This is a genomic window from Bacillus sp. 17RED48, from assembly GCF_019837545.1.
Lineage (GTDB): Bacteria > Bacillota > Bacilli > Bacillales > Bacillaceae_G > Bacillus_A > Bacillus_A wiedmannii.
Genome location: NZ_JADAXG010000005.1, coordinates 149,861 through 172,946, shown reverse-complemented (window position 1 = coordinate 172,946; position 23,086 = coordinate 149,861). Strand labels below are relative to the sequence as shown.

Genomic DNA, 23,086 nt, shown 5'->3' with positions numbered 1-23,086 from the left:
ATAAGAATATACTAAAAATTCTTTATTTAATCTAGAGGTTAATTATAATATTCTTTATTTAATCAAATAATCTTATAATATTATTAAACTCCACACTATAATTATACATGGGCATCTTACTGCTTAACCCCTTTTGGACCTTTTGAAGCGAGAACTTCTTCGGAATTAGATACTATTTTAGCAATCTATATTTACTAAGCTATAAGGATCCTCCTTATTAACCGTCCACTAATGTTTTTCTGCTAACTTTTTTTGGTACAGTATACTCTCTACTAACCAATTAATTGCGCTATTAAGCGCATCATTGTTGACCATAATTCATTTATTGTAAATAATCATCATAAGATTATATTTTGTTCAAAATTAATTAATCCTACTCAAAGACACTTTAGAATAAGGACTATAAAACAGTAATATAATTATTAATCTCATGTTGATACCAACAGAAAATCAACACATCTCACCTGCATTTGACATTGACATATCAGCTGAGATTAACATGTCAAAAGAAGCGCACTAACTTCATCACTAATATCCACCGGTTAATATTAACATAACATTAACAAGCAGCTACTTATCAAAAACGTTTGTACCTATCTAAACTTTAAGATCTATATTAGTTGAACATTAGTCCATTCCAACTGATTGTACGGTAATAAGTTAATTAATAAACTACCTTTGGAAATGTCTCAATGCTAGTACGACCTAAAAAAGAAACACCATGAAACTATCAATCTCATGTTGATACCGATGAAAAGATAACTGGTTTTCAATCTCTTATTTGTTATTAACATGTTAACTGAGATTAACATGTTAATTGATTATTTTCTTTTGTTATCAATATCATTTTGAATAAGATTGACATAACATTGACAATAAGGTTTCAAAAAAGAAGAATCGTTTATAGATTTCAAGATTTCAAAATCTATATCAGTTGAATTTTTTCTTCTGCGGCATTTTTCTTGAAGTGAATCTAGTGACGATCTATCCTAGAAAATGTCTCGACACCATTAAAACATAGTTGAAAATTTAATCGGGATAATAAATGATGACAGCATTTTACCCTTTATTTATCATTGACATATAGTCTAAAAACAACACATAGAAAGGAATACTGTTTATATTGTTAATCTCATATCAACAATTTGCGTTTAACATTAATATGACATTAACAATTGAGTAGTTAAAATACGCATAAATACAGATCTTAGGTCTTCGAGATTTGTATTAGTTATAAATTTATCTACCACAACAGATTTCTATCGAAAAACCAAAAACACTTTAAAAGAACTATAATTGTGGTTAGAAGTTAACAAGAAATCCATACAATTGATGGTTTCTTATTAGTGACATCAAAAAAATAACAGTTTTCTTTTCATTTATCATTGATATGTAACTTGAGGTTAACATGTTAAGTACTCATTTTCTTTTGTTGTCGATATTATTATAATTGATGTTGATAAGACATTAACAATAAGGTGTCAAAAAGCGAAAGCGTTTATGGATTTCGAGATTTCAAAATCTATATCGGTGAAAATTTTCTTCTGTGGAGGTTTACTCGAAGCAAATTTAGTGATGATCTATCCTAAAAGATGTTTTCACACTATCAAAACATAGTTAAAATTTAATCGCAATGACATATAGTCTAAAAGCAAAACGTAAAGAGACATGCTATTTAATTATTAATGTTATATCAAAAATTGGCATTTCTACTATTTAATATGACATTGACAATTAAATAGTAGAAATGCACATAGAAGCAGCTTTCGGTATTTTAAAATCCACATTAGTTAAAAATTTTATCTACTACAACAGATTTATATTGAAAAACAAAAAGGAAAACACCCTAAAAGAACTATAATTGTGGATAGACATTAACAAGAGATCCCTACAATTGATCGTTTCTTATTAATAACACACGGAAATTAACAGTTTTCTCTTTATTTATCATTGATATATAACCTGAGATTAACATGTTAATAGGGCTAGTTATTAATTAATGGTAGTTTCATATCAACTATCGTCAATTAATATTGACATAACATTAACAATTGTTGATTCTAAAGTTGAGAATATACATACAGATAGAGTTTTAGATTCTACATCTATTAAAGAACTTTTTTCTATAGTAAAATTCACTGCATAAACTGCGAAAGATATCATTCTTGAAAACATTTTAATAGTAATAAAAAATAATGAATCGCTTTTTATTACTTTTGATTTAAAAATAGCAATTGTATAAATCAATTTTGATTATATAGAGATCACTTGTAATGGGTGATACCCCTTAAAAAAGTAGGTTTATATTAAACCACATAAACGTACTTCAATAACCTATAATAGCCTTTACGTACATTCTAAAGACCTACTGAAACCAATTAGCTATACAGTTCTTGGTTTTCTACTATCGGGTATCATAAATTATAATAAATATAGGCCTTTATTTACTATTAGTATGGGCTTTTCTCATTAGATTTATACATACTTTTTAGCTTTTAAGTCTTTAAGTTTAATGTTATATCCTCATAATTTATTTACAAATCACTAATATTTTCTTATCATTAGTATATTGTAGACTAATTTGTTAATTTCATAACAACAATAATCATTAATAACTAACGGATTATTAATAGGACATTAACAATAGTTAATTCAAAAGCCTGATTTATCAACTTCATGTTAACAAGTGATACTTTATATATCAATGACACATTTCATGTGAATGTCAATCGATAAAGGTATTGGGGTTTATATCGTCGAAAGACACTTAACATGTTAATCTCACTTTATATGTTAATTACATTTTGCTATAGCCATTATATTTCAAGGAGGTATAACGATGATTGAACAAGATAACAAAAATACAAATGAACATATGGAGTCCAACAATACAAACTCTAGTCATGAAGATACTTTTGAAAAAGCTTGGCGAATAACAGAGTTTTCAAAACTAGTAGGCCGACATCATAACACTGTATACAATTGGTTCAATATCCTAGAGGAAAAGGGGTTACACGGAACATTAAGAACCAATAATACAAATGAAAAGCTATATAATACACTGGATTTAGACATAGCTTTATTTATCAAGCTAAAGAGGGATGAAAAGTGGTCGCTAGATGCAATTATTGAGCTTTTACCACATCAATTTGAACTAAGACCAGTTTCTCCAGAAAATCAAACCAGTGAAGTCTCAACCCAATTAAACATGCAGGAAGCTGCAGCGACTATTGAAAAAATAGTAGAACAAAAGATTCAAATGCATTTACAAAACATTGAATTAGAGTATCAAGGAAAGTTTGAAGAGGCTATACGTACAGTGCTACCTGAACCAGAAGACCCTGAAAAGTTAAAAGAGCGCCAAAGACAAGAAAGACTAGATAATATAATTATTCAACACAGAGCGCGTACAGAGTTAAGAAAACAAGCTGAAAACGAGTGGAATACACAGCCGGAAGAAACTCGTATAAAAAAAGTTGGTTGGTTTAAAAAAGAGGAAGATCTTGCGAGAAAACAACTTTTCATAGAAAACTATATTGATGAGAACATGATTGAATACATGAAAAATGTAATGAAAACAGAAAAATAAGCCTGGAAAATTCCAGGCTTATTTTTTATTTTGTTCCGAACATCTTATCGGGATCCATAAATGCAGCTAATTCTTCATCATTTTGCGTTTGTGGTTCTTCATCTTTAACTGGTTCTAATTCAAAGTAATCACCAAAGTTAATATTGAAGTCATCGTCCGAGTCTTGCGCTTCAATAGTATTAATTTGTGACTTTGTATATTGAATTTGACTCTGTTTTTCCTTAAATTCGTTATATTCTTCAACTAATCCTTTAGATAAACGTGATGGTAGTGCATCTGTCTTATAGAAAGTATACACGCTGCCCATAAAGTCATTTTTACTCACTAAATAACCATTAAAAACAGTTCCATTGATTGGTAGTTTATTTGTCACTTCTACTTTTGCATCATCCATAAATGAATCATCAATGTTCTTCTGTTCATCTAAAATTGCTAACATACCAAAATGATGTACCTTCGATGCCTCTAAATCTCCATTTTCATTTGTCTTCATCAGGTCAATAGGGTGATGGAATGAGCTTCCTTTCAATGATTCTGAGAACATATCTACAATTTCTTCACTGTTTTCAATTTGATTCATATTACGTGAAACCTTATTAATTACTAAACAGCCTGTTCTTTCTAGTAAAATTCGTTTAAAGTCCTGAGAATCTAGAATTACTGATGTTCCTGAACCATTTGCAGCTGTATTTAACTCATGAATAATATCTCCAATGCGTTGGTTTGCATAGTCTCGTGAGTTTCCAATGCCTTTTTTCTCATTTTCGTTTAATCCCTTAAACTCATCATAGAAGTGTTGGTTATCTGCAAATACAACAAATGCAACGCCTTTCGCTGGATCATTAGCTAACTTCCAAATTTCTTGTGAAAATTTATTCACCTGTCTTAGTACATCAGGCCCATCAGCTCTAACTGGAAGTGTAACTACAATACCCATTTTAATGAAATCTTTACGCTCAATAGCATTATTGAAAGCAATTCTTGCATACTTTTGTTGATTTTTTATTAATTCTTCTCTAGGAATTTTCATTGCCATACTTTTAAGTTCTTCAGCAATTACAGGTTTATTATGAAAAGCGGAGAATTCTTCAATTGCTTGAATAATTGTAGATGTACCTGTACCACCGCCTAAACCTGCAAAAAATAGTACTAATTCATCAGTTGGTCTAACACGTTCCGTTATAAATTCTTTTAATTTATCTTTAGCTTCTTCATTAGATTCTAAAACCTTTACAGCACGCTCAGGATTCTTACCTAAACCACCTAATTTTAGTGAAACTTGGTTACTTTTCGGCACATTTTTCAGTTCAGCTAAATCCCCATCATTACTATTCAATGCTAGGCAATTATAAACTGCTGTACCGTCTGTATGCTTATACTCAGCAAACTTATCTACCATTCTAGTTCCAGCTTGACCAAAACCAACCATAGTCATTTTCACAGCTACTTCGTTTTTCAGAAATTTTTTTGCCATTATTTTATCTCTCCCTTATTCTCATTACTTTTTTTACGTTTTCCTAATTCAACTAATACTTGTTGTCCCCTAATAGTTGAAATTAAAAACTTATACGGATGCATAATTTTTTCTGTTATTAATGACATTGAAGCTAAAGTAGCAACACTACCTTCTGCCGATCTTCTTGAAATGTTAGTTCTTTCAAGTTCTAATGAATAGGATTTACCCTTAGGTTTCTTTACTCTCCTATCAATAACAACACTTTCTACTATTTCATTTATTGAGATTCCTCTCATATACTTTGTCTCTTGGTATTGTTTGTTTACTTGAGATCCTATGTAATGAAATACATTGTAGAGTATTTCGTCTTCTTCAATAATGTCTGCAAACATTTCCACAACTTCTTCAGTGAATTTGTTTTGTTTATATTTTTCACTTAATACCTCGTTCAAGTTGTCCCCCCCTTAAAACGTTGGTTAATTATTCCTAAAAACATATTACATCATTGTAAGACGTATATCAAGTCATTATATATAAGTCTTATATTAAGTTGTTATATACAAGACTTATATAACATTTACAAAATGTAAAATCGAAACAACGTCCCATATATCAACGTCAAATATATAAGACGTACATGAAAGTCGTTCATATAAGCAGTAAATAAAACATGTTAATATCAGGTTTCATATAACTAACAATAACTATTAAACAATAAATATGAGTGCAGTATTTATGTATATTTTTATCTAGAATTATAATTCCAATATATAATACTCCTAAAATAACGTACTATTATCATAATCCTTCGATTTATACGTCTTATATATATGAACTACATGCAAGACGTATGGACAAATACTTATTATTAAAGGTTTATATGCTTTTATATTAATTTCATGTCAATAGAATATTACCATGAATTATTACACGTTTTATTTATAAGTCTTATATGAAAGACTTATAAATAAAACGTGTATATAACCCTATAAAAAAAGAGTAATACTTCTTAAGTATTACTCTTTTAACTATATAGTTTTATATAAAACACTTAGTTTATTAAACAAATTTTTATGATCCTGCTTCTTTTTTAATAACTCATTTTTCTGTTGTTTGTCTACAGAAAGGAAAGGGGATGTCAATGTCATGTTATATTTCGTTATTTCTTTTATTAATTCCGTAGTTATTTCTGAGATTTGCAGAAATAACGCATAAAATTGTGATTCATTTTCATTCATTTCTTTTTCTCTGAAATTAAGTTCTACAAACTTGTCAGTATAACTTGTCAATTTCATATCAATATAATCACTATAACTCACATGTAAAGCCATAAAGCGATTAAACTCAGATAAACTAATTAATTTCTTTGTTAAACATAGATGTACTAAATAAATCTTGTATACAGCTTTAAATGAAATAATATATTTAGTTCCTTTTTTTATTAATTGGATGTATTCACCGTATCTGTTAATTAAATACCTTAATTTATTAGGTTTTAGTCTCAATATTCTACTAACTTGTGAGGTATTGTAGATTTTATAAGGATCTAGAGCAGCAAACTGTAATGGAATTATCTCATACTCGTTATTTAATGTGTTGATTACTTTAGTATAAAGAAAGTCTGTTTCAAATTCACTTTGTATTATCTTTGTTATTAACCCATATTCTGTGTTCCAATTCCGCATTTTTTCACCCCTTAAATCAGATTTTAACATGCAAAATATGAAATATACACAATTTTCATTTACTTTATTATGTTTATTTACTTATTTCTTTTATGATGTAAATTTCCCTTCTGATAAACAAATACCTCTACAGAAATAAATGCAAGTCTATTTAATACATAGTTTCATCTATGCAAAAGTATATTCACTGTACATTTTATCTATTTTTGATACTCTAAACATATATGACGGAATACATATGACGAACCCATTTTTTATCATTAGAGTTCGTCATATGTCCTCTTATTACTGTCGAAATACATATGACGAACTCTGATAGCAAATTCTCACTTGATAACATTGTATTTTATTACTCACACCTGACGAAATAATACGTATTTTTAAACCAAGAGTTCATAGGGGATAACGGGTTACTTTTTTGCAAATTTCAGTTAAAATATACACTAATCATTTTTATGTACTGAACTGCTTAATTTATCCAACATAAATACTTTCATTTCATGACAATTACACCCGATTTTATGCAGATTTACGTATATTATTTCCATATCAAGGGAGTGTTTAAAATTGAAAAAATCATTTGATCATGCCGTTAAATATATCGTCGGAGAGAATGATCGTGGAGTTTATTTTAATCGTTCTGACATTTTTACAGTCTTATTTTTATATGAACAACGAACAGTATCTCAAATTCAATTACGAAAATTTTATGAATTGATAAGTGGAGAGCCTATAAGTCGAACTACATTTTCATCCAAGTTAACAAAGTGGGCAAAAATGAAATTAATAAAAAAAGAAAATATAAGTGTGAGAAAAAAGCGCGGTTTTACATTGGATTTCGTTTCTATAGCTTCAAAGGGAGCGGAAATATTACATCGTTTAAAATTAATTACTGATTGCAATACCTCGTTTGTTACCAAAAGGCAATATGAACACAATATAGCTATTACACAATTTGTGCTAAATCTACTTGAGGCAGAATCCCAAAATGAACATACCGGTGCAATTGTAGGTGGTAATGGCGATTATCTTTTTCCATTAAACTCAATTGTGAAGCAAAACTTACATTTACCCAACCTAATGTATTCCGATTCAAATGATGTTTACTTCTTATACGAAGATGAAGAGTTTCGCGAAATGTTTCAGCCAGAACTTCAACTCGTTTCCTTCCAACAAGATTTACCTCAACTCGTTTATTCATTTCGTCCATCTAAAGAGTTTTATCCAGACTCAAAGGGCAACCCATTAATCATTCCTGATTGGGTTCTTACATGTAACGATTTTATTATCAATATTGAAGTTGATACAGGAACAGAAAACATTCCATTTCTAGAAAACAAACTAAAAAAATATCTTGATATCGCTGCTTCTAATCCGTCTAAACGGTTTTACGTGTTATTTTCAGTAATCGATGATTCCTATCACACAATTTCTACTTACAAAAAAAGAACTACACGTGTAACAAATTTAAAAAAGGCTTTCAGCAATATACCACGTTTAAGGGTAGTGAATAACCTACATGTTTACGTATGCAATATGGGTGGATCAGAACTTGTAATAAACAATATTCTTCAAGAAATTCGCGAAATTAATAGTTTAAGCAAAAGTCATCTGTTCAAAAAAATCACTGAACGTTTGAACATAAATTCTTCTTTCCCTTATTCGGTAGAGTGGATATCTAATAAAAACGAAATGCAAACGAAAGGGATTCAGCATTCTAAACTACTTGAGCTAACAGAAGACATTTTGGTATTACGAAAAAAAGCACCTAATGAAGAAAAAAAATCTTTAGATTACTTAGAAATATTGTGTATATTAACAATACTTAAGGTAGGGGAGGTTAACACACACTTAAAATTACAGCAATTATCAGGATTGTTGGCCATGCAAAATCAACACCGAACACTAAACCCAATTAAAATTTTGGGGATATATGAAGCGGATGAATTAGAGCATGGGCAGCAAGCCATTTTTACTGATCTGTATCACAATTCCATAGCGCCAGAGAATATATTATTGGCTACTTCTGCTGAATTGCTTAATTTCACCGCTGCTTTTTATTCGTTAAAAGAGAGGGTGAAACAAGAATTTGGAGAATGCAGTTCAAAAGAATGCTGAACTCAATAATGCACCAGGTAATGGGGAGGATCCAAAAACCGGAAAGAGCATAAAAAATTCATATACAGTTACAATCGACATTACAAAAAGCTGGAAATATCGTTTAGCAGCCCGCTCATCTTACTATGTTGTGACATTACTACTTCTGCTAGCTTGGTATTTTGCTTTTAGAGGAATTTATAAATACGCTTCTTTCTGGTCAATACAAATGGGGGCTCCATTACCTACTTTGAGTATCTTCGGTAATCCGTTTGAAACTAATTATTACATTGAAACCTTTTTTAGCTTTTGGATTTTAATTTATACTTGGCAACTATCAACCAAGGTTAAGACCTATCAGGAGATAAAGCGTAGATGGTTTATTTTTTCGATGATGTTAATTGGTATAGTTGCCCAGTACTTATGGGCGTTTAGTGTTCCATTAGCTAAGATATTTATTCCATTCTTACATTCGAAAGCTGGAGAAGTTTCACTAAATGACAAAGGATTAGAGGATACTATACTTTCAAATTTTAGTAATATCATGCACCTTGTATTTGCTATACCTGTAATTATTATTACTCTCGTACTCTTATGGCTCTTTAAGATTTTTTATGAACATAAAAAAGAGCTTTTAGATGAATTCGGAAAATGGGAATACGTATTTAAAATACCTGGTTGGATGCTTTCCTTTTTGAATGATGATCGTCAACGAAAACTTGCTACTTCATTACACAAATTTTTCACTGAAAAAAATCCATCAAAATTGCCAGAACCCGATATCTTTCTTGGTCCTAACAGTGCTACACGGGAAATGGCAGTAATACAGGGCAAGTCTTTAACACTTAATATAATGATCATCGGTAACATTGGTACAGGTAAATCGGCTGCCCTTGGTTTACCAATTGCTAATCAAATTCTTGACTATATGGCTTCAATGATTAATAACTTTAAAACCTTATATGCAAGAAAAGATTATCATTCAGAGGATGTAAAAGGAACACAGATAAATGGTCTTACAGTTATCGAGCCATCTAATGACTTCTGTGAAAAGGTATATAACTTGGTATTGGCACACAAGATTCCCGAAAGTGTTATTTTCTATTTAGACCCAACAAATCCTGATACCCCTTCAATAAATTTTGTACGTGGTCCAGTCGATAAAGTTGCTGAGATGTTATGTTCAGTATTAACGGGTCTCTCTGATAATGGAGCAGGGAATCCGTTCTTTATTCAATCTGAGCGTTCTCATCTTAAACAACATATTTATTTGTTAAAACTCCATGATTCTAACTTTGAAGCTAGATTTGAGCATTTAATTGATATGTATAATGATGCTAATCTCGTGTTTGAGATGCATCTCAAATTAAAAGAACGACTTCCGAATGATATTGAATCTATTCCAGATAGGGATGAACGAAACCATTTCCGCATAATGAAACAAGTAGATGAATGGTTTGATTTAAATTATGTTCCTGAAATTTCTGGTGGCCGTGGGGGAGGGGAAGTTGTTTATCATACTGAAGGGAAATACTATGGTCAACCAAAGATTATTGATAAACAAGAAACCTTTGTTCGCGGTTTACGAAACACATTAAATGATATTTCTGCTCAACCTCTGCTCCGTCGTGTTTTATGTGGTCCATCGGATTTCGATTTTGAGAAGCATTTGGAATTTGGAGGTATTCTGTTAGTCAATACAGCGAAAGGGGAACTTTCTGATCTATCTGATGTATTCGGTAAATTGTGTTTATATGCCGTACAGAACGCTGTTTTCCGTCGTAAGCCTAACGTATCTCCTTACCATCCGGTTTTAGTCGATGAGTTTGCGGATTACATTTATAAAGCATTTAAAAGTTTTCCTGCTCAATCACGTAAATATAAAGCACCTTTAATTGTTATTGCACAAACAATTAGCCAATTAGCAATTGAACATGGACCAAGGTTTATGGATATCCTATTAGGGACATTTCGTAATAAGCTTGTTTATGGTGATGTTACTAATGAAGATGCTAAATTGTTTAGTAAGCTAATGGGTACGAAAACAATTTATGAAGCACGTGAAGGTGATCAAGAAATTGATATGGTAACAGCTGAAACGAAAACACAAAGTACACGTAGAACATCCTACTCTTATTCGAAACTAGAGGTACCCATCCTTTCTGAAAATGATATCTTAATTCAAAAAGCCTTCCAGTGCGCTGCTAAAATCGTAAAAGATAATGCTCCTCAAGGAGGAATACAAGTAAATGCTAACTTTGTTCCTGCCTCTGAGTTTAAAACAGCTAAGATTCAAGTTGATGCAGAAGCAGCTGCTTATTGGTTAAAAATTCGTGAAGAGTCATTGAATACGGAAATTAAATATGATGATTATGTCACAGATACAGATGTTGATAGTGAAGAAACTGTAATTGAGGAATTGAGTATACCTAAAACAGCACCTACTGCAATAGAAGGCTGGTTACAAACGTTAAATCCTGATACTTACGATTTTTATACTAATGAAGATGATACTGACAATGAAGGTGAGTTAACAAATAGTCAATCTGTACAAGATTACTCAAGAAATTCTGTTCCTAAGCTAGAAAAGGAAAGCACTACAGTATCAATTGCTACTTCTAATACAACAAAATCCGCAAAAATTAATGAAGTAATCAATGTTCAAAAAGAAAATGTACCAGATACAAGTAAACATAGAGAACCTATTGAACTTAACAACAAAGCACCAGTTATTACTGAAACTCCAATAGAAGTGCCAAGGGCGAAGCATACACCACAATATAGAGAACCTGCTTACACATCGACTGTAACCCATAATCAGCAGGAACAGGAAATTCAACGAACTGCAGAAATCAATGGTAAAAATACAACATCTAACTTAACAATGCAATGGTTACAACAAATGGCTGCTACTGTTCCTCAAGATGATGAAAATACATTACCTTTAGATGAAATGGAAGGTGGCTCTCGTCTTCACAATCGTAAAGTAGCAGAAGTAACTCCAGAAAGTGCGGCAATTAAGAATAAACTCAGTCAATATATAGAGGGTGACATTGATCATGATTGATACATTAAGCATATAACGAATATTTCTACTGGTAAAAAGGTGTGGGTCGTAAACTCATACCTTTTTATTATTTCATATGTAACTTTCCCCAAGGAGACCATTTCTTTATGCTAGAATTTAATTGAGTTTGTGTAGAAGCAGAAAATGGATTAAATATTAAGGGTTGGAGGAATGACATTGGAAATAGCCAAATTAAATTTGCCCATGGATAGTATGGACTTTTTACTTAATCATCAAATTAAAGGAAATGAATTCGAATGTTTCAATGTAGAATTTTACACATATTCAAATGGTTTTCTTTTAGATGTAGTGGAATGGACAAAACAAAATGATTTTTCTTTATCGATATTGGATAAAGAATATACAGAAGCGTTTTTAGCAAGTTTAAAGAAGTTTAAACGATACCTTGTTATTGGTAGCAATATGGACTCAGGTAATCTAATTACTATCTAACAGCCTACAGGAGAAATATATGAGCTAGAACATGAAATTACGGAAAGAGTAGAAAGATATTTTGTCAATTCTTCTATAGAGAAAATGTATTGCTGCTTCAATTATTTTAAAAAGTATTTGGTTCAACTAATAGAGCAGGAGTACTACAAATATTGTGATCTAATAAACACTTTTCATGATTTGAAGAACAAATTAGTGGAGCTTGATAATAACATATTAATTAATAATGATAACTACAATAGACAATCTTGGAATTCCTTATATCACGGCAAGTTAAACTTCTTTTTAAAAAAGTCAAACAAAATATAGATTATTTCTAATGGGGATACTTACGTGAAATAAACTTTATGTTAAATAATAATACAATTGTTTAATTACAAATAAAATTGTTACATCTACAATAAAGGTGTTCAAAAATGTCAGTCATTTTATTCGGTTAAAGGGTCATTTTCTTGAATAATAGAAAGGACTATTCATAAGTAAATCGAAGTTAATTCAAAAGCTGTTATGTAGTATAGCATCGGGACGTACTACTCAACATTAAGGAGGAAATCGATTATGAGTGACACACAGACATTACGAGGATTAACCACAGTCAGTTTTTGGACGGATGACCTAGCAGCGGCAAAGAAGTGGTACGCCGAGCTGTTGGGCATCGAACCTTACTTCGAACGTCCAGGATATACCGAGTTTCGCCTTGGCGATTACCAGCACGAGCTGGGGCTGATTGATAGCCGCTATGCGCCCGATGGTTCAGCGACCGGACCGGCCGGTGCTGTAGTGTACTGGCACGTCGATAATGTAACAGCAACTTTCAAGAATCTGCTGTCTATGGGAGCGAAAGAATACGAGGCACCCACAGAGCGCGGCGAGGGGTTTATTACTGCTTCCGTGGTCGATCCCTTTGGGAACATCTTAGGGATTATGTATAATCAGCATTATTTAGATGTTCTGGGTTCGACTAGAAAAACGTAACTTCACAGTTCACCGAGGCTTGGTAAGTTGCAATGTGGAGGATAGCGATTATTTATGCAGTGGCAGCTATCTCGAATTATGTTATGCTTACCCCAACTGTTCGAAATTCTGCTACTACTCTGGAGACGAAAAGAACAAGAAAAGTGAAAAGGGTTTCACGAGGTAATAGTAAAGGACTATTTTAGAATAGAGCACGTTTGTACAATAACACTTAGATTTAAACAACTTTATTGTTGTATTTTTAAGTGTAGTAAAGTATTTCACATCAAAAATTAAAAGACTTTATTTTAACCCCTTCTTAAAGTCAGAAAGGGGTTATACGTGTTTTAGATATTAAAATTAAATAACGTTATTGTCATTTTACACTTTATATGAAAGTAAAAACGATTTATTAAGAAACAAAAGCAGATAAGGGATTATCTCCTTACTGTTTAAAACTTTCACTAAATAAAAAACAGTAAGGAGTGGTTTCTTAATCCCGCATCGCACCTGCTTCTCGGGAAGTCATTGCTCCTTGGCCTATTCTTACATCATTTTGAATTTCTTGTTTCACTTTTTGCGGATCAGTTTCTGCAAAATTTGGTTTCATAATAGAATCAGACTTTTCTATATCTTTTTTATTATGTTGCATACAAACCCTCCTGACTTTAACATTTGCCAATCTTATTATGTGCAAAAGTACACATGATATCCACCGAGCAAACTAGCACGTTTATGAATTAATACAGGCAGATATGGAATTAAAATAAAGTCGTACCGTTTTGAATACAGTTATACCGTATTATTCCATAGGATATGGTTCTATCTAAATAGGTGTTTTTATAGCGAAAAGGATAAACAATATGTATTCCTAAACCTTTCATCAGAGACGGGTACACGCTCTAGAACAAGAAAGCTGATTGATGAAAGCAACGTTTCTATTAAAGTAGAATCTAAAAACTGTAGAACTATTAATTAAATAGCTGATGAAATCACCTCTCCATTGAAACGACCAAAAATTGTCTACTTTAAATAAAAAGGAAGCATCGGTGAAATGATGCTAATTACTTTTTCATATGGCGAATTTGTTTCTTAGTCATTTCCTGCATTTTATGTCATTCGCCAATCATGTAATGTTAAGGGAGATGACAGAAGAAAGGAAGAATGTACAAATGGGTATAGTAAAAACCGGAAAATTGCAAGTACATGGAGCGAGCATCTACTATGAGGTGCGTGGCTCAGGTCCAATCCTTCTTTTGATCCATGGTGGGGGTGGTGATGCCGGCAAGTTCCATAGTATCGCCGACCATCTTGCTAATTGGTATACAGTTGTTACTTACGATCGTCGTGGTCATTCCCGTAGCAATCTCGCGAATAAGACTGAGGATTATCATGTGAACACACATAGTGAAGACGCTCACCGACTGCTAGCCAATCTGACCGATAAACCAGCTTATGTATTCGGAAGTAGTTCTGGCGCTGTCATCGGACTTGATCTGTGCATACGCCATCCTGAGCAGATACAGTTACTAATCTCACACGAACCAGTTTTATTACAACTTTTAACTGAAAATGAGTTGAATCAAGCTATAAAATTCATGGAAGACCTTAAGAAAAATCATCGAAGTGAGGTTATGAAGTTATTGTCAAATATTGATGATACCAATTTCAGATTATCGAAAGATGTACTAACAAAGCGGCTACTCGATAATTCGACGTATTTCACTGAGTATGAAATCCCAGGAATTCTCAACTATACTTTAAATATCGATGCATTAAAGACTCCATTAAAATCTGTATTGATACAAGTACTTCCAGCCGGCGGAAGTGTTTCACAAGAATTTTTTCCTTACCATTGCGCAGTCAACTTAGCAAAACAACTCGGAACAGAGTTTGCTGAGTTTCCCGGACACCATACGGGATACAACACAGTGCATTATAAAGAGTTTGCTGAGAGGTTACACGACGTTCTTAAGAATAATTAGTGAAACATATTGTGAACAAAGTTTATTTCAAAGCAAAAGCAGAATATGAACAAACTAAAAAGAAGCAGGTACCTCTCCAGTTAAAGGTAGCTGCTTCTTTTTACATAGACTCTATAATCATTTGTCTTTCATACCACTTGTTTAGCTTTTCATTAACACTTTTTGAAATACGCTTCATTTTGTTATTACAGAATCTTGATAGTGTAGCAGGGGATAAGCCTATTTCATCTGCTATCTCACGCATTGTTTTATTTTGATGCATATGCTGATACATAATTTTTTCTCGTATCACATCTTCTGATCCTTCAGGAGTTTGTTTTACTGTCTCTGCAATATAATGGTCCTCCTGCTTCTCTTGCATACCTATTACTTTTTTCTTTACCATACTATCTATATTATTCATCAATTCTTTTGGTGGTAAGATAATGATTCCTAATTTGGAATAGTAATTCTTAAACCAATTACGTTCTCCTATCTTTGTTTCATCCAATTCCTCTGCATACGCCCAATGTGAAATTACTTTTTCTTTTTCTAAATCAATTAAAACACTTTCTAGTTGTTCACGAATTCGAGTTGGGCGACCCTTTGTGGTTGTAATACCCATTACAGATAGTAGCCCTTTTTCTCCACCAATGGAGTATGGTCTTTTTAAAGTACTGTATTGTTGACGGATTCGCCACTGCCAGGATAAATAACGTATTAAACGTTTATGAAACTTGTGTCTATAGCTATTATACTCTAATGCTTTTTTCGATAATAAAGCAGTTGTGCTATTAGATCCATACAAATAGCCTGATAAGAAACTACCTGGTTTAATCTTACAGGATTCTATCCCCATATATTCATTAGTATTCTTATCTCTCCATAACACTACAGAGTCCAGTACGAATAGTCTTTTGATTACTTCACGTTTTACCTCAAATTGTTCCCCAGTTTCAGCTTGATCGTTCAATACTACAACTTCATTATCATCATTCAAATAAATAAAGATGCTTGCTAACGCTGCAATACGTTGTGCTACCTTTATCTTATCTTCTGCACGATAATACTCTACACCGTTTGCTGATGCTTTTGGCATATTACATAATTCCAATACATTCTCATAACTAAAATCTATGAATTCATCTGGAGATTTAGCTTGATTCAACCATTGTATTGTAATTGTATCCAAGCAATCTGCTGTAAGATCATCCATATTACTTATTACTCCATCAACCAATATAGACCATCTTTCTGCTTCGTTTGTATTCACTAATCTCAAATCCTCATCCTTATGTGAAGATAGTTGTGCAACTCCGCTTGAATTCTTTGTTTCTAATGGCAGTACATGTTTTGCAACTGCTTCATCTTCTTCAAACTGATTTTTTGCTATTCCATCACGTAATTGATAGTACATTGCGTCATTAGATACAGGATAATAGTCGTCAGGTATATCTGCTATATGTTCTTTTATATGAACATGTTCAGGATTTGAAATTTGAGTTGGTTCAACTGCTTCAAACTTTTCTCCAAACTCTTGTTCAATGATTTTATCTAATACATTTTGAATCTCAATTTTATATTTATCTAGATTCGCATAAATGTTCAACAACGATATGCCTTGTTCTTGTTTCTGACCCAACCAAGAAACAAGTTTTGAGAATGAAGGGGATATATTAGCTGATGTTACTAATTTATCGTGATTCTCTTGTACTTCGTTATAATATTTTTTCCATTTGGCCCATAACTGCTTATTTTCTTCATAGATTGGAGCAGCAAGTAGGAGGGCGTCACTGAACAATACTAATACTTTCTCCATATTTAAGTACCTCCTAACAATGTTAATAACCAATATAATTTAAATCCTAACACTATGAAACGTCATAGCTATAAGATGGCTACATAACCTTTAAGTTGAAATGTTATCTGAATAATCCGCATAATTGTTGATTTTTACTCGTTCTATTGTGGATCATTTAAATTCTCTTTACTTGTCTTTAATTATATAAAACTGCTTCTATTTGTAAAATCATTACTTTACAATACAATTTCAATTTTTAAAAGCTTTTAATGCTCAAATTCAGTTACTGTTACATTTTTACATCTATATTTTTGATTCAAAAAGTTGTAAACCCGAGTGCTAAATATGTTGATGTAAGTCCTTGGATATCGTATTCTTCAGTTTTCCATTCCCTAAATCTTCTTCATCAACAATAGTAGTTTTTGGGGCGACTCGATTTGTTAGCTTGATAATTATGGGGCTTTCCTCTAAAAGAACCAAAGTAAACAATAAAAGCGCTTGCATAATTAAAAATCCGAGTTATAATACTTGTATACAAGTATACTTTATTAACACGAGGTGAATTTATGACGAAATCAATGGAATTTCTTTATCCTGAAAAATGGCTTTCAAAAGCTTCTACAGGTGATCGTGTTGCGAGCGAACTGAGAATGCGCATAATTGCAGGTGAAATTGAAAGCGGTACCATCATATCGGAAAATAAATTAGCTGCCGATTTTTCTGTAAGTCGGTCACCCGTTCGTGAAGCATTAAAAGTACTAGCTTCTGAAAATATTATTCGCTTAGAAAGAATGGGCGCAGTTGTCATTGGTTTAACCGAGAAAGAAATCGAAGAAATATATGATGTTCGTTTACTTATAGAAACGTTTATCTTTGAGCGACTTGTAAAGATGGACACAAATGATTTAGTAAGAGAACTAAATAAAATAATGGAAATGATGAAAATCGCCATTAAGTATAATGATGCTGATGAGTTTTCTTATCAAGATCTCTTATTCCATGAAACGATTATTCGAACCATTGAGCATTCCTACATCCTGATGATTTGGAATAATTTAAAGCCTGTTATGGAAAGCTTAATCCTTTTATCAATGCGTAATCGTTTCAAGGAAAAGTACGAAGACTTTGAACGGGTTATTAAAAATCATGAGCTTTATATAAAAGCAATCGAATCAAAAGATCGGGCCCTCATGATTGAGGCCTTACATCAAAACTTTGATGATGTTCAAGGGAAAGTTGAAGATCTCTGGATGTCACAACAAATGTTATCTAAAGGAGTAGAGCAAGGACATGAGTAGCTATATGTTAGGTATGGATATCGGTACAACAAGTACGAAAGCAGTTTTATTTACTGAAAAAGGCGAAGTCATCCAAACCGAGAATATTGGTTACCCACTTCGCACACCAGATATATCCACAGCGGAACAAGATCCAGAAGAGATTTTCCAAGCTGTTTTACAAGCGATATCAAATATAACGAAACAGCATTCAGATAAAAAACCATCGTTTATTTCATTTAGCAGTGCTATGCATAGTGTCATTGCTATGGATGAAAATGATCATCCGCTGACACCTTGTATCACTTGGGCAGATAATCGTAGTGAGGCATGGGCACATAAAATCAAAGATGAACTGAATGGCCATGAAGTTTATAGACGAACAGGAACACCTATTCACCCAATGTCACCATTAAGTAAAATTACATGGATTGTGAATGATCATCCGGAAATTGCTATTAGAACGAAAAAATATATTGGAATCAAAGAATATATCTTCAAACAATTCTTTGATCAATATGTTGTTGATCATTCCATCGCCTCGTGCATGGGTATGATGAACTTAAAAACACTAGATTGGGATGAGGAAGCTTTAAAAATTGCTGGTATAACACCAGCTCAATTATCTGAACTCGTACCAACCACCCAAATATTTGGCAACTGCAATCCAGATTTAGCCCAAAAGATTGGTATCGATTCACAAACACCGTTTGTCATTGGTGCCAGTGATGGGGTGCTTTCTAATCTAGGTGTGAATGCAATTCGAAAAGGTGAGATTGCTGTCACAATTGGGACAAGTGGTGCTATTCGGACCATCATTGACAAGCCACAAACAGATAAAAAAGGAAGAATATTTTGTTATGCCTTAACTGAAAAGCATTGGGTAATTGGTGGACCGGTAAACAATGGCGGAATGGTCCTTCGTTGGATTCGTGATGAACTTGCTTCATCAGAAGTAGAAACTGCGAAAAGACTAGGAATTGATCCATACGATGTATTAACTAAAATAGCTGAACGCGTGAGACCTGGTGCAGACGGATTATTATTCCATCCATACCTCGCAGGTGAACGTGCACCATTATGGAATCCAGATGTACGTGGCTCCTTCTTCGGTTTAACGATGTCACATAAGAAGGAACATATGATTCGTGCAGCTTTAGAAGGCGTTATATATAATTTGTACACTGTATTCTTAGCGTTAACCGAATGCATGGATGGTCCTGTAACCCGTATTCAAGCAACAGGCGGCTTCGCAAGGTCTGACGTTTGGCGACAGATGATGTCCGATATTTTCGCATCTGAAGTCGTTGTTCCAAAGAGTTACGAAAGCTCTTGTCTAGGTGCATGTATTTTAGGTCTCTATGCCACAGGAAAAATTGATTCTTTTGAAATCGTTTCCGAAATGGTTGGCAGTACCTACAAACATACACCGAAAGAAGAAGCAACAAAAGAATACAGACAATTACTGCCGATATTTATTAACCTATCAAGGGCGCTAGAAGATGATTATACACGAATTGCAAATTATCAAAGAAATTTAATAAAGTAAAACTTTCATCAGTGATCCCCACGCCTCGATTCTATCTAAATCTCGAGGTGGGGGCCTTACTGCCCACGAATAGCGGGAGAAATACAAATACAGCTAAGATTAGGGGGGAACTACGATGCCATTAGTCATTGTAGCAATTGGGATTTTAGCATTACTTTTACTGATTATGCGCTTTAAATTAAATACCTTTATTTCATTAATCATTGTATCGGTCGGGGTTGCTTTATCACTTGGAATGCCACCAGAAAAAATTTTTAAAACCATTGAAGCAGGATTAGGCGGAACACTTGGGCATTTAGCACTCGTTTTTGGACTTGGTGCGATGTTAGGTAAGTTGCTTTCAGATTCTGGGGGCGCACAACGCATTGCCATGACCCTTGTGAAAAAATTCGGTGAAAAGAACATTCAATGGGCTGTTGTGACTGCCTCATTTATTATCGGTATTGCATTATTTTTTGAAGTAGGATTAGTATTATTAATTCCGATTGTATTTGCGATTTCAAGAGAATTAAAAGTTTCTATCTTATATCTCGGTATCTCGATGGCAGCAGCTTTATCTGTAACACACGGATTTTTACCGCCACACCCAGGGCCAACTGCTATCGCAGGTGAATTGCATGCAAACATCGGTGAAGTATTACTTTACGGTTTTATGATAGCGGTTCCAACAGTTGTGTTAGCTGGACCTGTATTTACTAAACTTGCAAAAAAACTAGTACCTGAGGCATTCACAAAAACCGGTAATATCAAATCTTTAGGTGAGCAGAAAGTATTTAAACTTGAAGAAACTCCTGGCTTTGGAATCAGCGTTTTTACCGCTTTACTGCCTGTTCTTTTAATGGCAATCGCTACAATTATTATTTTGCTGCAAAAAACAATGGGATTTACAGATAATAGTTTACTAGCAGCAATCGAGTTTATTGGGAATGCGGATACAGCCATGTTGATATCCTTACTAGTTGCGATCTATACAATGGGATTGGCAAGAAATATTCCAATCAAAAGCGTGATGGAATCTTGTACAACAGCGATTTCAAATATTGGGATGATGCTCTTAATTATTGGTGGAGGCGGAGCTTTCAAACAAGTATTAATTGATGGCGGCGTTGGTAACTATGTAGCCGAATTATTCAAAGGAACTTCATTATCACCGATCTTGCTCGCATGGATTATCGCTGCCATCTTACGTATTTCATTGGGGTCTGCTACGGTTGCCGCATTAACAACTGTCGGTTTAGTGATTCCGATGTTAGGTCAATCTGATGTTAACCTTGCTTTAGTTGTCCTTGCAACAGGGGCTGGTAGTTTAATTGCTTCACACGTAAACGATGCTGGTTTCTGGATGTTTAAAGAGTACTTTGGTTTAAGCATGAAAGAAACATTTGCAACATGGACTTTACTTGAGACTATCGTTTCTGTAGCCGGATTAGGATTTACTTTATTATTAAGTTTATTTGTATAGATCTTTCTAAACAATACAAGGGATACGGAAGCTGTTTAATGTAATTTTTCATGATTGATTAATAAGGATGAAAATTTCTCTTTATTTTTTAACTTGATAGTGATGTGCCGTGTCCCTATAACCTTTCGCACGAATACTGGCGGAGCCTATTGAAATGAAAAAGATTGATTATTTGATTAAAGTGTTATTTTAGGTATATATACTATAATACAGAGTAACATACATGGAAAGGAACGATGGAATATGGCAAAGTTACAAATTGGAGTTGTTGGTGTGGGCGTTATGGGAAAAAGCCTCGCACTTAACTTTGAGAGCAAAGGGTATTCTGTTGCCCTATATGATATTTCAAAGGAAAAAGTTGATGAAATCATTGAGGAAAACCGTGGTAAAAACTTAGTAGGTACTCATATAGTTGAAGAGTTTGTTAACTCACTTGAATCACCTAGAAAGATTTTATTAATGGTTAATGCAGGGGAAATTACAGATAAGGCGATTGATTCTCTAGTCCCTTACCTCGATAAAGGTGATATTTTAATTGACGGTGGTAATACATACTTTGTCGATACAATTCGCCGAAACAAACGTCTTGCCGAAGAAGGAATCAATTTCATAGGTGCAGGTGTGTCAGGCGGCGAAGAGGGGGCATTGAAGGGACCATCTATTATGCCAGGCGGACAGAAGGATGCATACGAAAAAGTAAAGGATATGCTTGAAAACATCTCTGCAAAAGTGAATAACGAGCCTTGCTGTTCTTATATCGGACCTAATGGGGCAGGCCACTATGTAAAGATGGTTCACAACGGTATTGAGTATGGAGATATGCAATTAATTTGTGAAGCATATTTCTTCTTGAAACAAACACTTGATTTGACAGCAGAAGAGTTCCATGAAATATTTGCTGAATGGAATAAAGGTGAACTGAACAGCTATCTAATTGAGATTACAGCCGATATCTTCAAGAAGAAAGATGAAGAAACTGGTAAGCCATTAGTGGATGTTATTCTTGATACTGCAGGACAAAAGGGTACAGGGAAATGGACAAGCCAAAGCGCACTTGATTTAGGTATCTCTCTCCCTATTATCACGGAATCTGTATTTGCACGTTGCATTTCTGCTTTAAAAGAAGAGCGCGTGAACGCAAGCAAAGTTTTATCTGGCCCTAAAGATAAAACAGCGATTGGAGTTGAAAAAGCTGAATTAATTGAAGCGGTGCGCCAAGCTTTATATATGAGTAAAATTTGTTCTTATGCACAAGGATTCACGCAATTGAAGGCAGCTTCTGAGGAATATGATTGGAACCTTGATTTTGGCAGCATTTCTATGCTTTGGAGAGGCGGATGCATTATCCGTGCTGCCTTTTTACAGAACATTAAAGAGGCCTATGAGACAAACACTGACCTACCGAACCTTTTACTTGATCCATACTTTAAAGAAATTGTAGAGTCATATCAAGGCGGATTACGCCAAATTATCTCAATGGCGGTACAACAGGGCATTCCGATACCTGCATTTTCAGCAGCAATTTCTTATTATGACAGCTATCGTACTGCCAAACTACCTGCAAACTTGTTACAAGCGCAGCGCGATTATTTTGGAGCGCATACGTATAAACGAGTAGATAAAGAAGGTACATTCCATACAAAATGGATATAAAATAAGAAATGGACTAAGATTAAATTCTTAGTCCATTTTTCATAACACAATTCGCAGGCTATAAGACTCCCACTGATGG

14 protein-coding genes and 1 pseudogene are annotated in these 23,086 nt (G+C 33.4%); 10 read left to right on the top strand and 5 right to left on the bottom strand.

The window, feature by feature from the left end:
- Nucleotides 1–2,839: 2,839 nt before the first annotated feature.
- Nucleotides 2,840–3,589: a MerR family transcriptional regulator gene (locus ILT06_RS20865; RefSeq protein WP_222655485.1), complete on the top strand. Its 750-nt coding sequence runs from the start codon at nt 2,840–2,842 to the stop codon at nt 3,587–3,589.
- Between the two features lie 25 nt (nt 3,590–3,614).
- Here ILT06_RS20865 and ILT06_RS20860 read toward each other — a convergent pair whose 3' ends face one another.
- From ILT06_RS20860 to ILT06_RS20850, 3 genes are all read right to left on the bottom strand, one after another.
- Nucleotides 3,615–5,063, bottom strand: coding sequence for an FtsZ/tubulin family protein (locus tag ILT06_RS20860; protein WP_222655484.1), 1,449 nt, complete (start codon nt 5,061–5,063; stop codon nt 3,615–3,617).
- Nucleotides 5,063–5,497, bottom strand: coding sequence for a hypothetical protein (locus ILT06_RS20855; RefSeq protein ID WP_001006720.1), 435 nt, complete (start codon nt 5,495–5,497; stop codon nt 5,063–5,065). Before ILT06_RS20855 ends, ILT06_RS20860 begins: the two co-directional genes overlap by 1 nt.
- Before the next feature lie 576 nt (nt 5,498–6,073).
- On the bottom strand, nt 6,074–6,760 hold the full coding sequence (locus ILT06_RS20850) for a hypothetical protein (RefSeq protein WP_098101870.1): 687 nt from the start codon (nt 6,758–6,760) through the stop codon (nt 6,074–6,076).
- Nucleotides 6,761–7,297: 537 nt separating this feature from the next.
- Here ILT06_RS20850 and ILT06_RS20845 point away from each other — a divergent pair.
- From ILT06_RS20845 to ILT06_RS20830, 4 genes and pseudogenes are all read left to right on the top strand, one after another.
- Entirely contained in the window at nt 7,298–8,848 is a 1,551-nt protein-coding gene (locus tag ILT06_RS20845; RefSeq protein WP_098101872.1) for a replication-relaxation family protein, read from the top strand.
- Nucleotides 8,820–11,894: a type IV secretory system conjugative DNA transfer family protein gene (locus ILT06_RS20840; RefSeq protein WP_222655483.1), complete on the top strand. Its 3,075-nt coding sequence runs from the start codon at nt 8,820–8,822 to the stop codon at nt 11,892–11,894. The genes ILT06_RS20845 and ILT06_RS20840 overlap by 29 nt, the downstream gene beginning before the upstream one ends.
- Before the next feature lie 171 nt (nt 11,895–12,065).
- Nucleotides 12,066–12,656, top strand: a pseudogene (locus tag ILT06_RS20835) (hypothetical protein).
- 249 nt (nt 12,657–12,905) lie between these two features.
- Nucleotides 12,906–13,322 carry a VOC family protein gene (locus ILT06_RS20830; protein WP_001285713.1) on the top strand — a complete coding sequence of 139 codons (417 nt, stop codon included), beginning with the start codon at nt 12,906–12,908 and terminating at the stop codon, nt 13,320–13,322.
- A gap of 472 nt (nt 13,323–13,794) precedes the next feature.
- Here the strand turns inward: ILT06_RS20830 and ILT06_RS20825 are convergent, their stop codons facing one another.
- Nucleotides 13,795–13,953 (bottom strand): hypothetical protein, encoded by a 159-nt coding sequence (locus tag ILT06_RS20825; RefSeq protein WP_179866052.1) that lies wholly within the window; start codon nt 13,951–13,953, stop codon nt 13,795–13,797.
- Between the two features lie 424 nt (nt 13,954–14,377).
- Here ILT06_RS20825 and ILT06_RS20820 point away from each other — a divergent pair, with 424 nt between their 5' ends.
- Nucleotides 14,378–15,286, top strand: a complete 909-nt coding sequence (locus ILT06_RS20820) for an alpha/beta fold hydrolase (protein ID WP_222655482.1) — start codon at nt 14,378–14,380, stop codon at nt 15,284–15,286.
- 100 nt (nt 15,287–15,386) lie between these two features.
- Here ILT06_RS20820 and ILT06_RS20815 read toward each other — a convergent pair whose 3' ends face one another.
- Nucleotides 15,387–17,084: a helix-turn-helix domain-containing protein gene (locus ILT06_RS20815; RefSeq protein ID WP_222655481.1), complete on the bottom strand. Its 1,698-nt coding sequence runs from the start codon at nt 17,082–17,084 to the stop codon at nt 15,387–15,389.
- A 548-nt stretch (nt 17,085–17,632) separates the two neighbouring features.
- Between ILT06_RS20815 and gntR the strand changes: the two genes are divergently transcribed.
- The 4 genes from gntR (at nt 17,633) to gndA (ending at nt 23,007) form a co-directional block, all read left to right on the top strand.
- A complete protein-coding gene (gntR, locus tag ILT06_RS20810; RefSeq protein WP_222655480.1) occupies nt 17,633–18,364 on the top strand; it encodes a gluconate operon transcriptional repressor GntR in 732 nt (243 codons plus the stop codon).
- On the top strand, nt 18,357–19,892 hold the full coding sequence (gene gntK, locus ILT06_RS20805) for a gluconokinase (protein WP_098069353.1): 1,536 nt from the start codon (nt 18,357–18,359) through the stop codon (nt 19,890–19,892). The genes gntR and gntK overlap by 8 nt, the downstream gene beginning before the upstream one ends.
- A gap of 115 nt (nt 19,893–20,007) precedes the next feature.
- Nucleotides 20,008–21,354, top strand: a complete 1,347-nt coding sequence (gene gntP, locus ILT06_RS20800; RefSeq protein WP_222655479.1) for a gluconate permease GntP — start codon at nt 20,008–20,010, stop codon at nt 21,352–21,354.
- Nucleotides 21,355–21,597: 243 nt separating this feature from the next.
- Nucleotides 21,598–23,007: an NADP-dependent phosphogluconate dehydrogenase gene (gene gndA / locus ILT06_RS20795; RefSeq protein WP_016514213.1), complete on the top strand. Its 1,410-nt coding sequence runs from the start codon at nt 21,598–21,600 to the stop codon at nt 23,005–23,007.
- Nucleotides 23,008–23,086: the final 79 nt, after the last annotated feature.

Bases quoted from the DNA above. Each gene is read 5' to 3' on its own strand.
- ILT06_RS20815 (WP_222655481.1), bottom strand. From the start codon at position 17,084: ATGGAGAAAGTATTAGTATTGTTCAGTGACGCCCTCCTACTTGCTGCT.
- ILT06_RS20820 (WP_222655482.1), top strand. From the start codon at position 14,378: ATGGCGAATTTGTTTCTTAGTCATTTCCTGCATTTTATGTCATTCGCC.
- gndA (WP_016514213.1), top strand. From the start codon at position 21,598: ATGGCAAAGTTACAAATTGGAGTTGTTGGTGTGGGCGTTATGGGAAAA.
- gntP (WP_222655479.1), top strand. From the start codon at position 20,008: ATGCCATTAGTCATTGTAGCAATTGGGATTTTAGCATTACTTTTACTG.
- ILT06_RS20825 (WP_179866052.1), bottom strand. From the start codon at position 13,953: ATGCAACATAATAAAAAAGATATAGAAAAGTCTGATTCTATTATGAAA.
- gntK (WP_098069353.1), top strand. From the start codon at position 18,357: ATGAGTAGCTATATGTTAGGTATGGATATCGGTACAACAAGTACGAAA.
- gntR (WP_222655480.1), top strand. From the start codon at position 17,633: ATGACGAAATCAATGGAATTTCTTTATCCTGAAAAATGGCTTTCAAAA.
- ILT06_RS20865 (WP_222655485.1), top strand. From the start codon at position 2,840: ATGATTGAACAAGATAACAAAAATACAAATGAACATATGGAGTCCAAC.
- ILT06_RS20830 (WP_001285713.1), top strand. From the start codon at position 12,906: ATGAGTGACACACAGACATTACGAGGATTAACCACAGTCAGTTTTTGG.
- ILT06_RS20860 (WP_222655484.1), bottom strand. From the start codon at position 5,063: ATGGCAAAAAAATTTCTGAAAAACGAAGTAGCTGTGAAAATGACTATG.
- ILT06_RS20850 (WP_098101870.1), bottom strand. From the start codon at position 6,760: ATGTTAAAATCTGATTTAAGGGGTGAAAAAATGCGGAATTGGAACACA.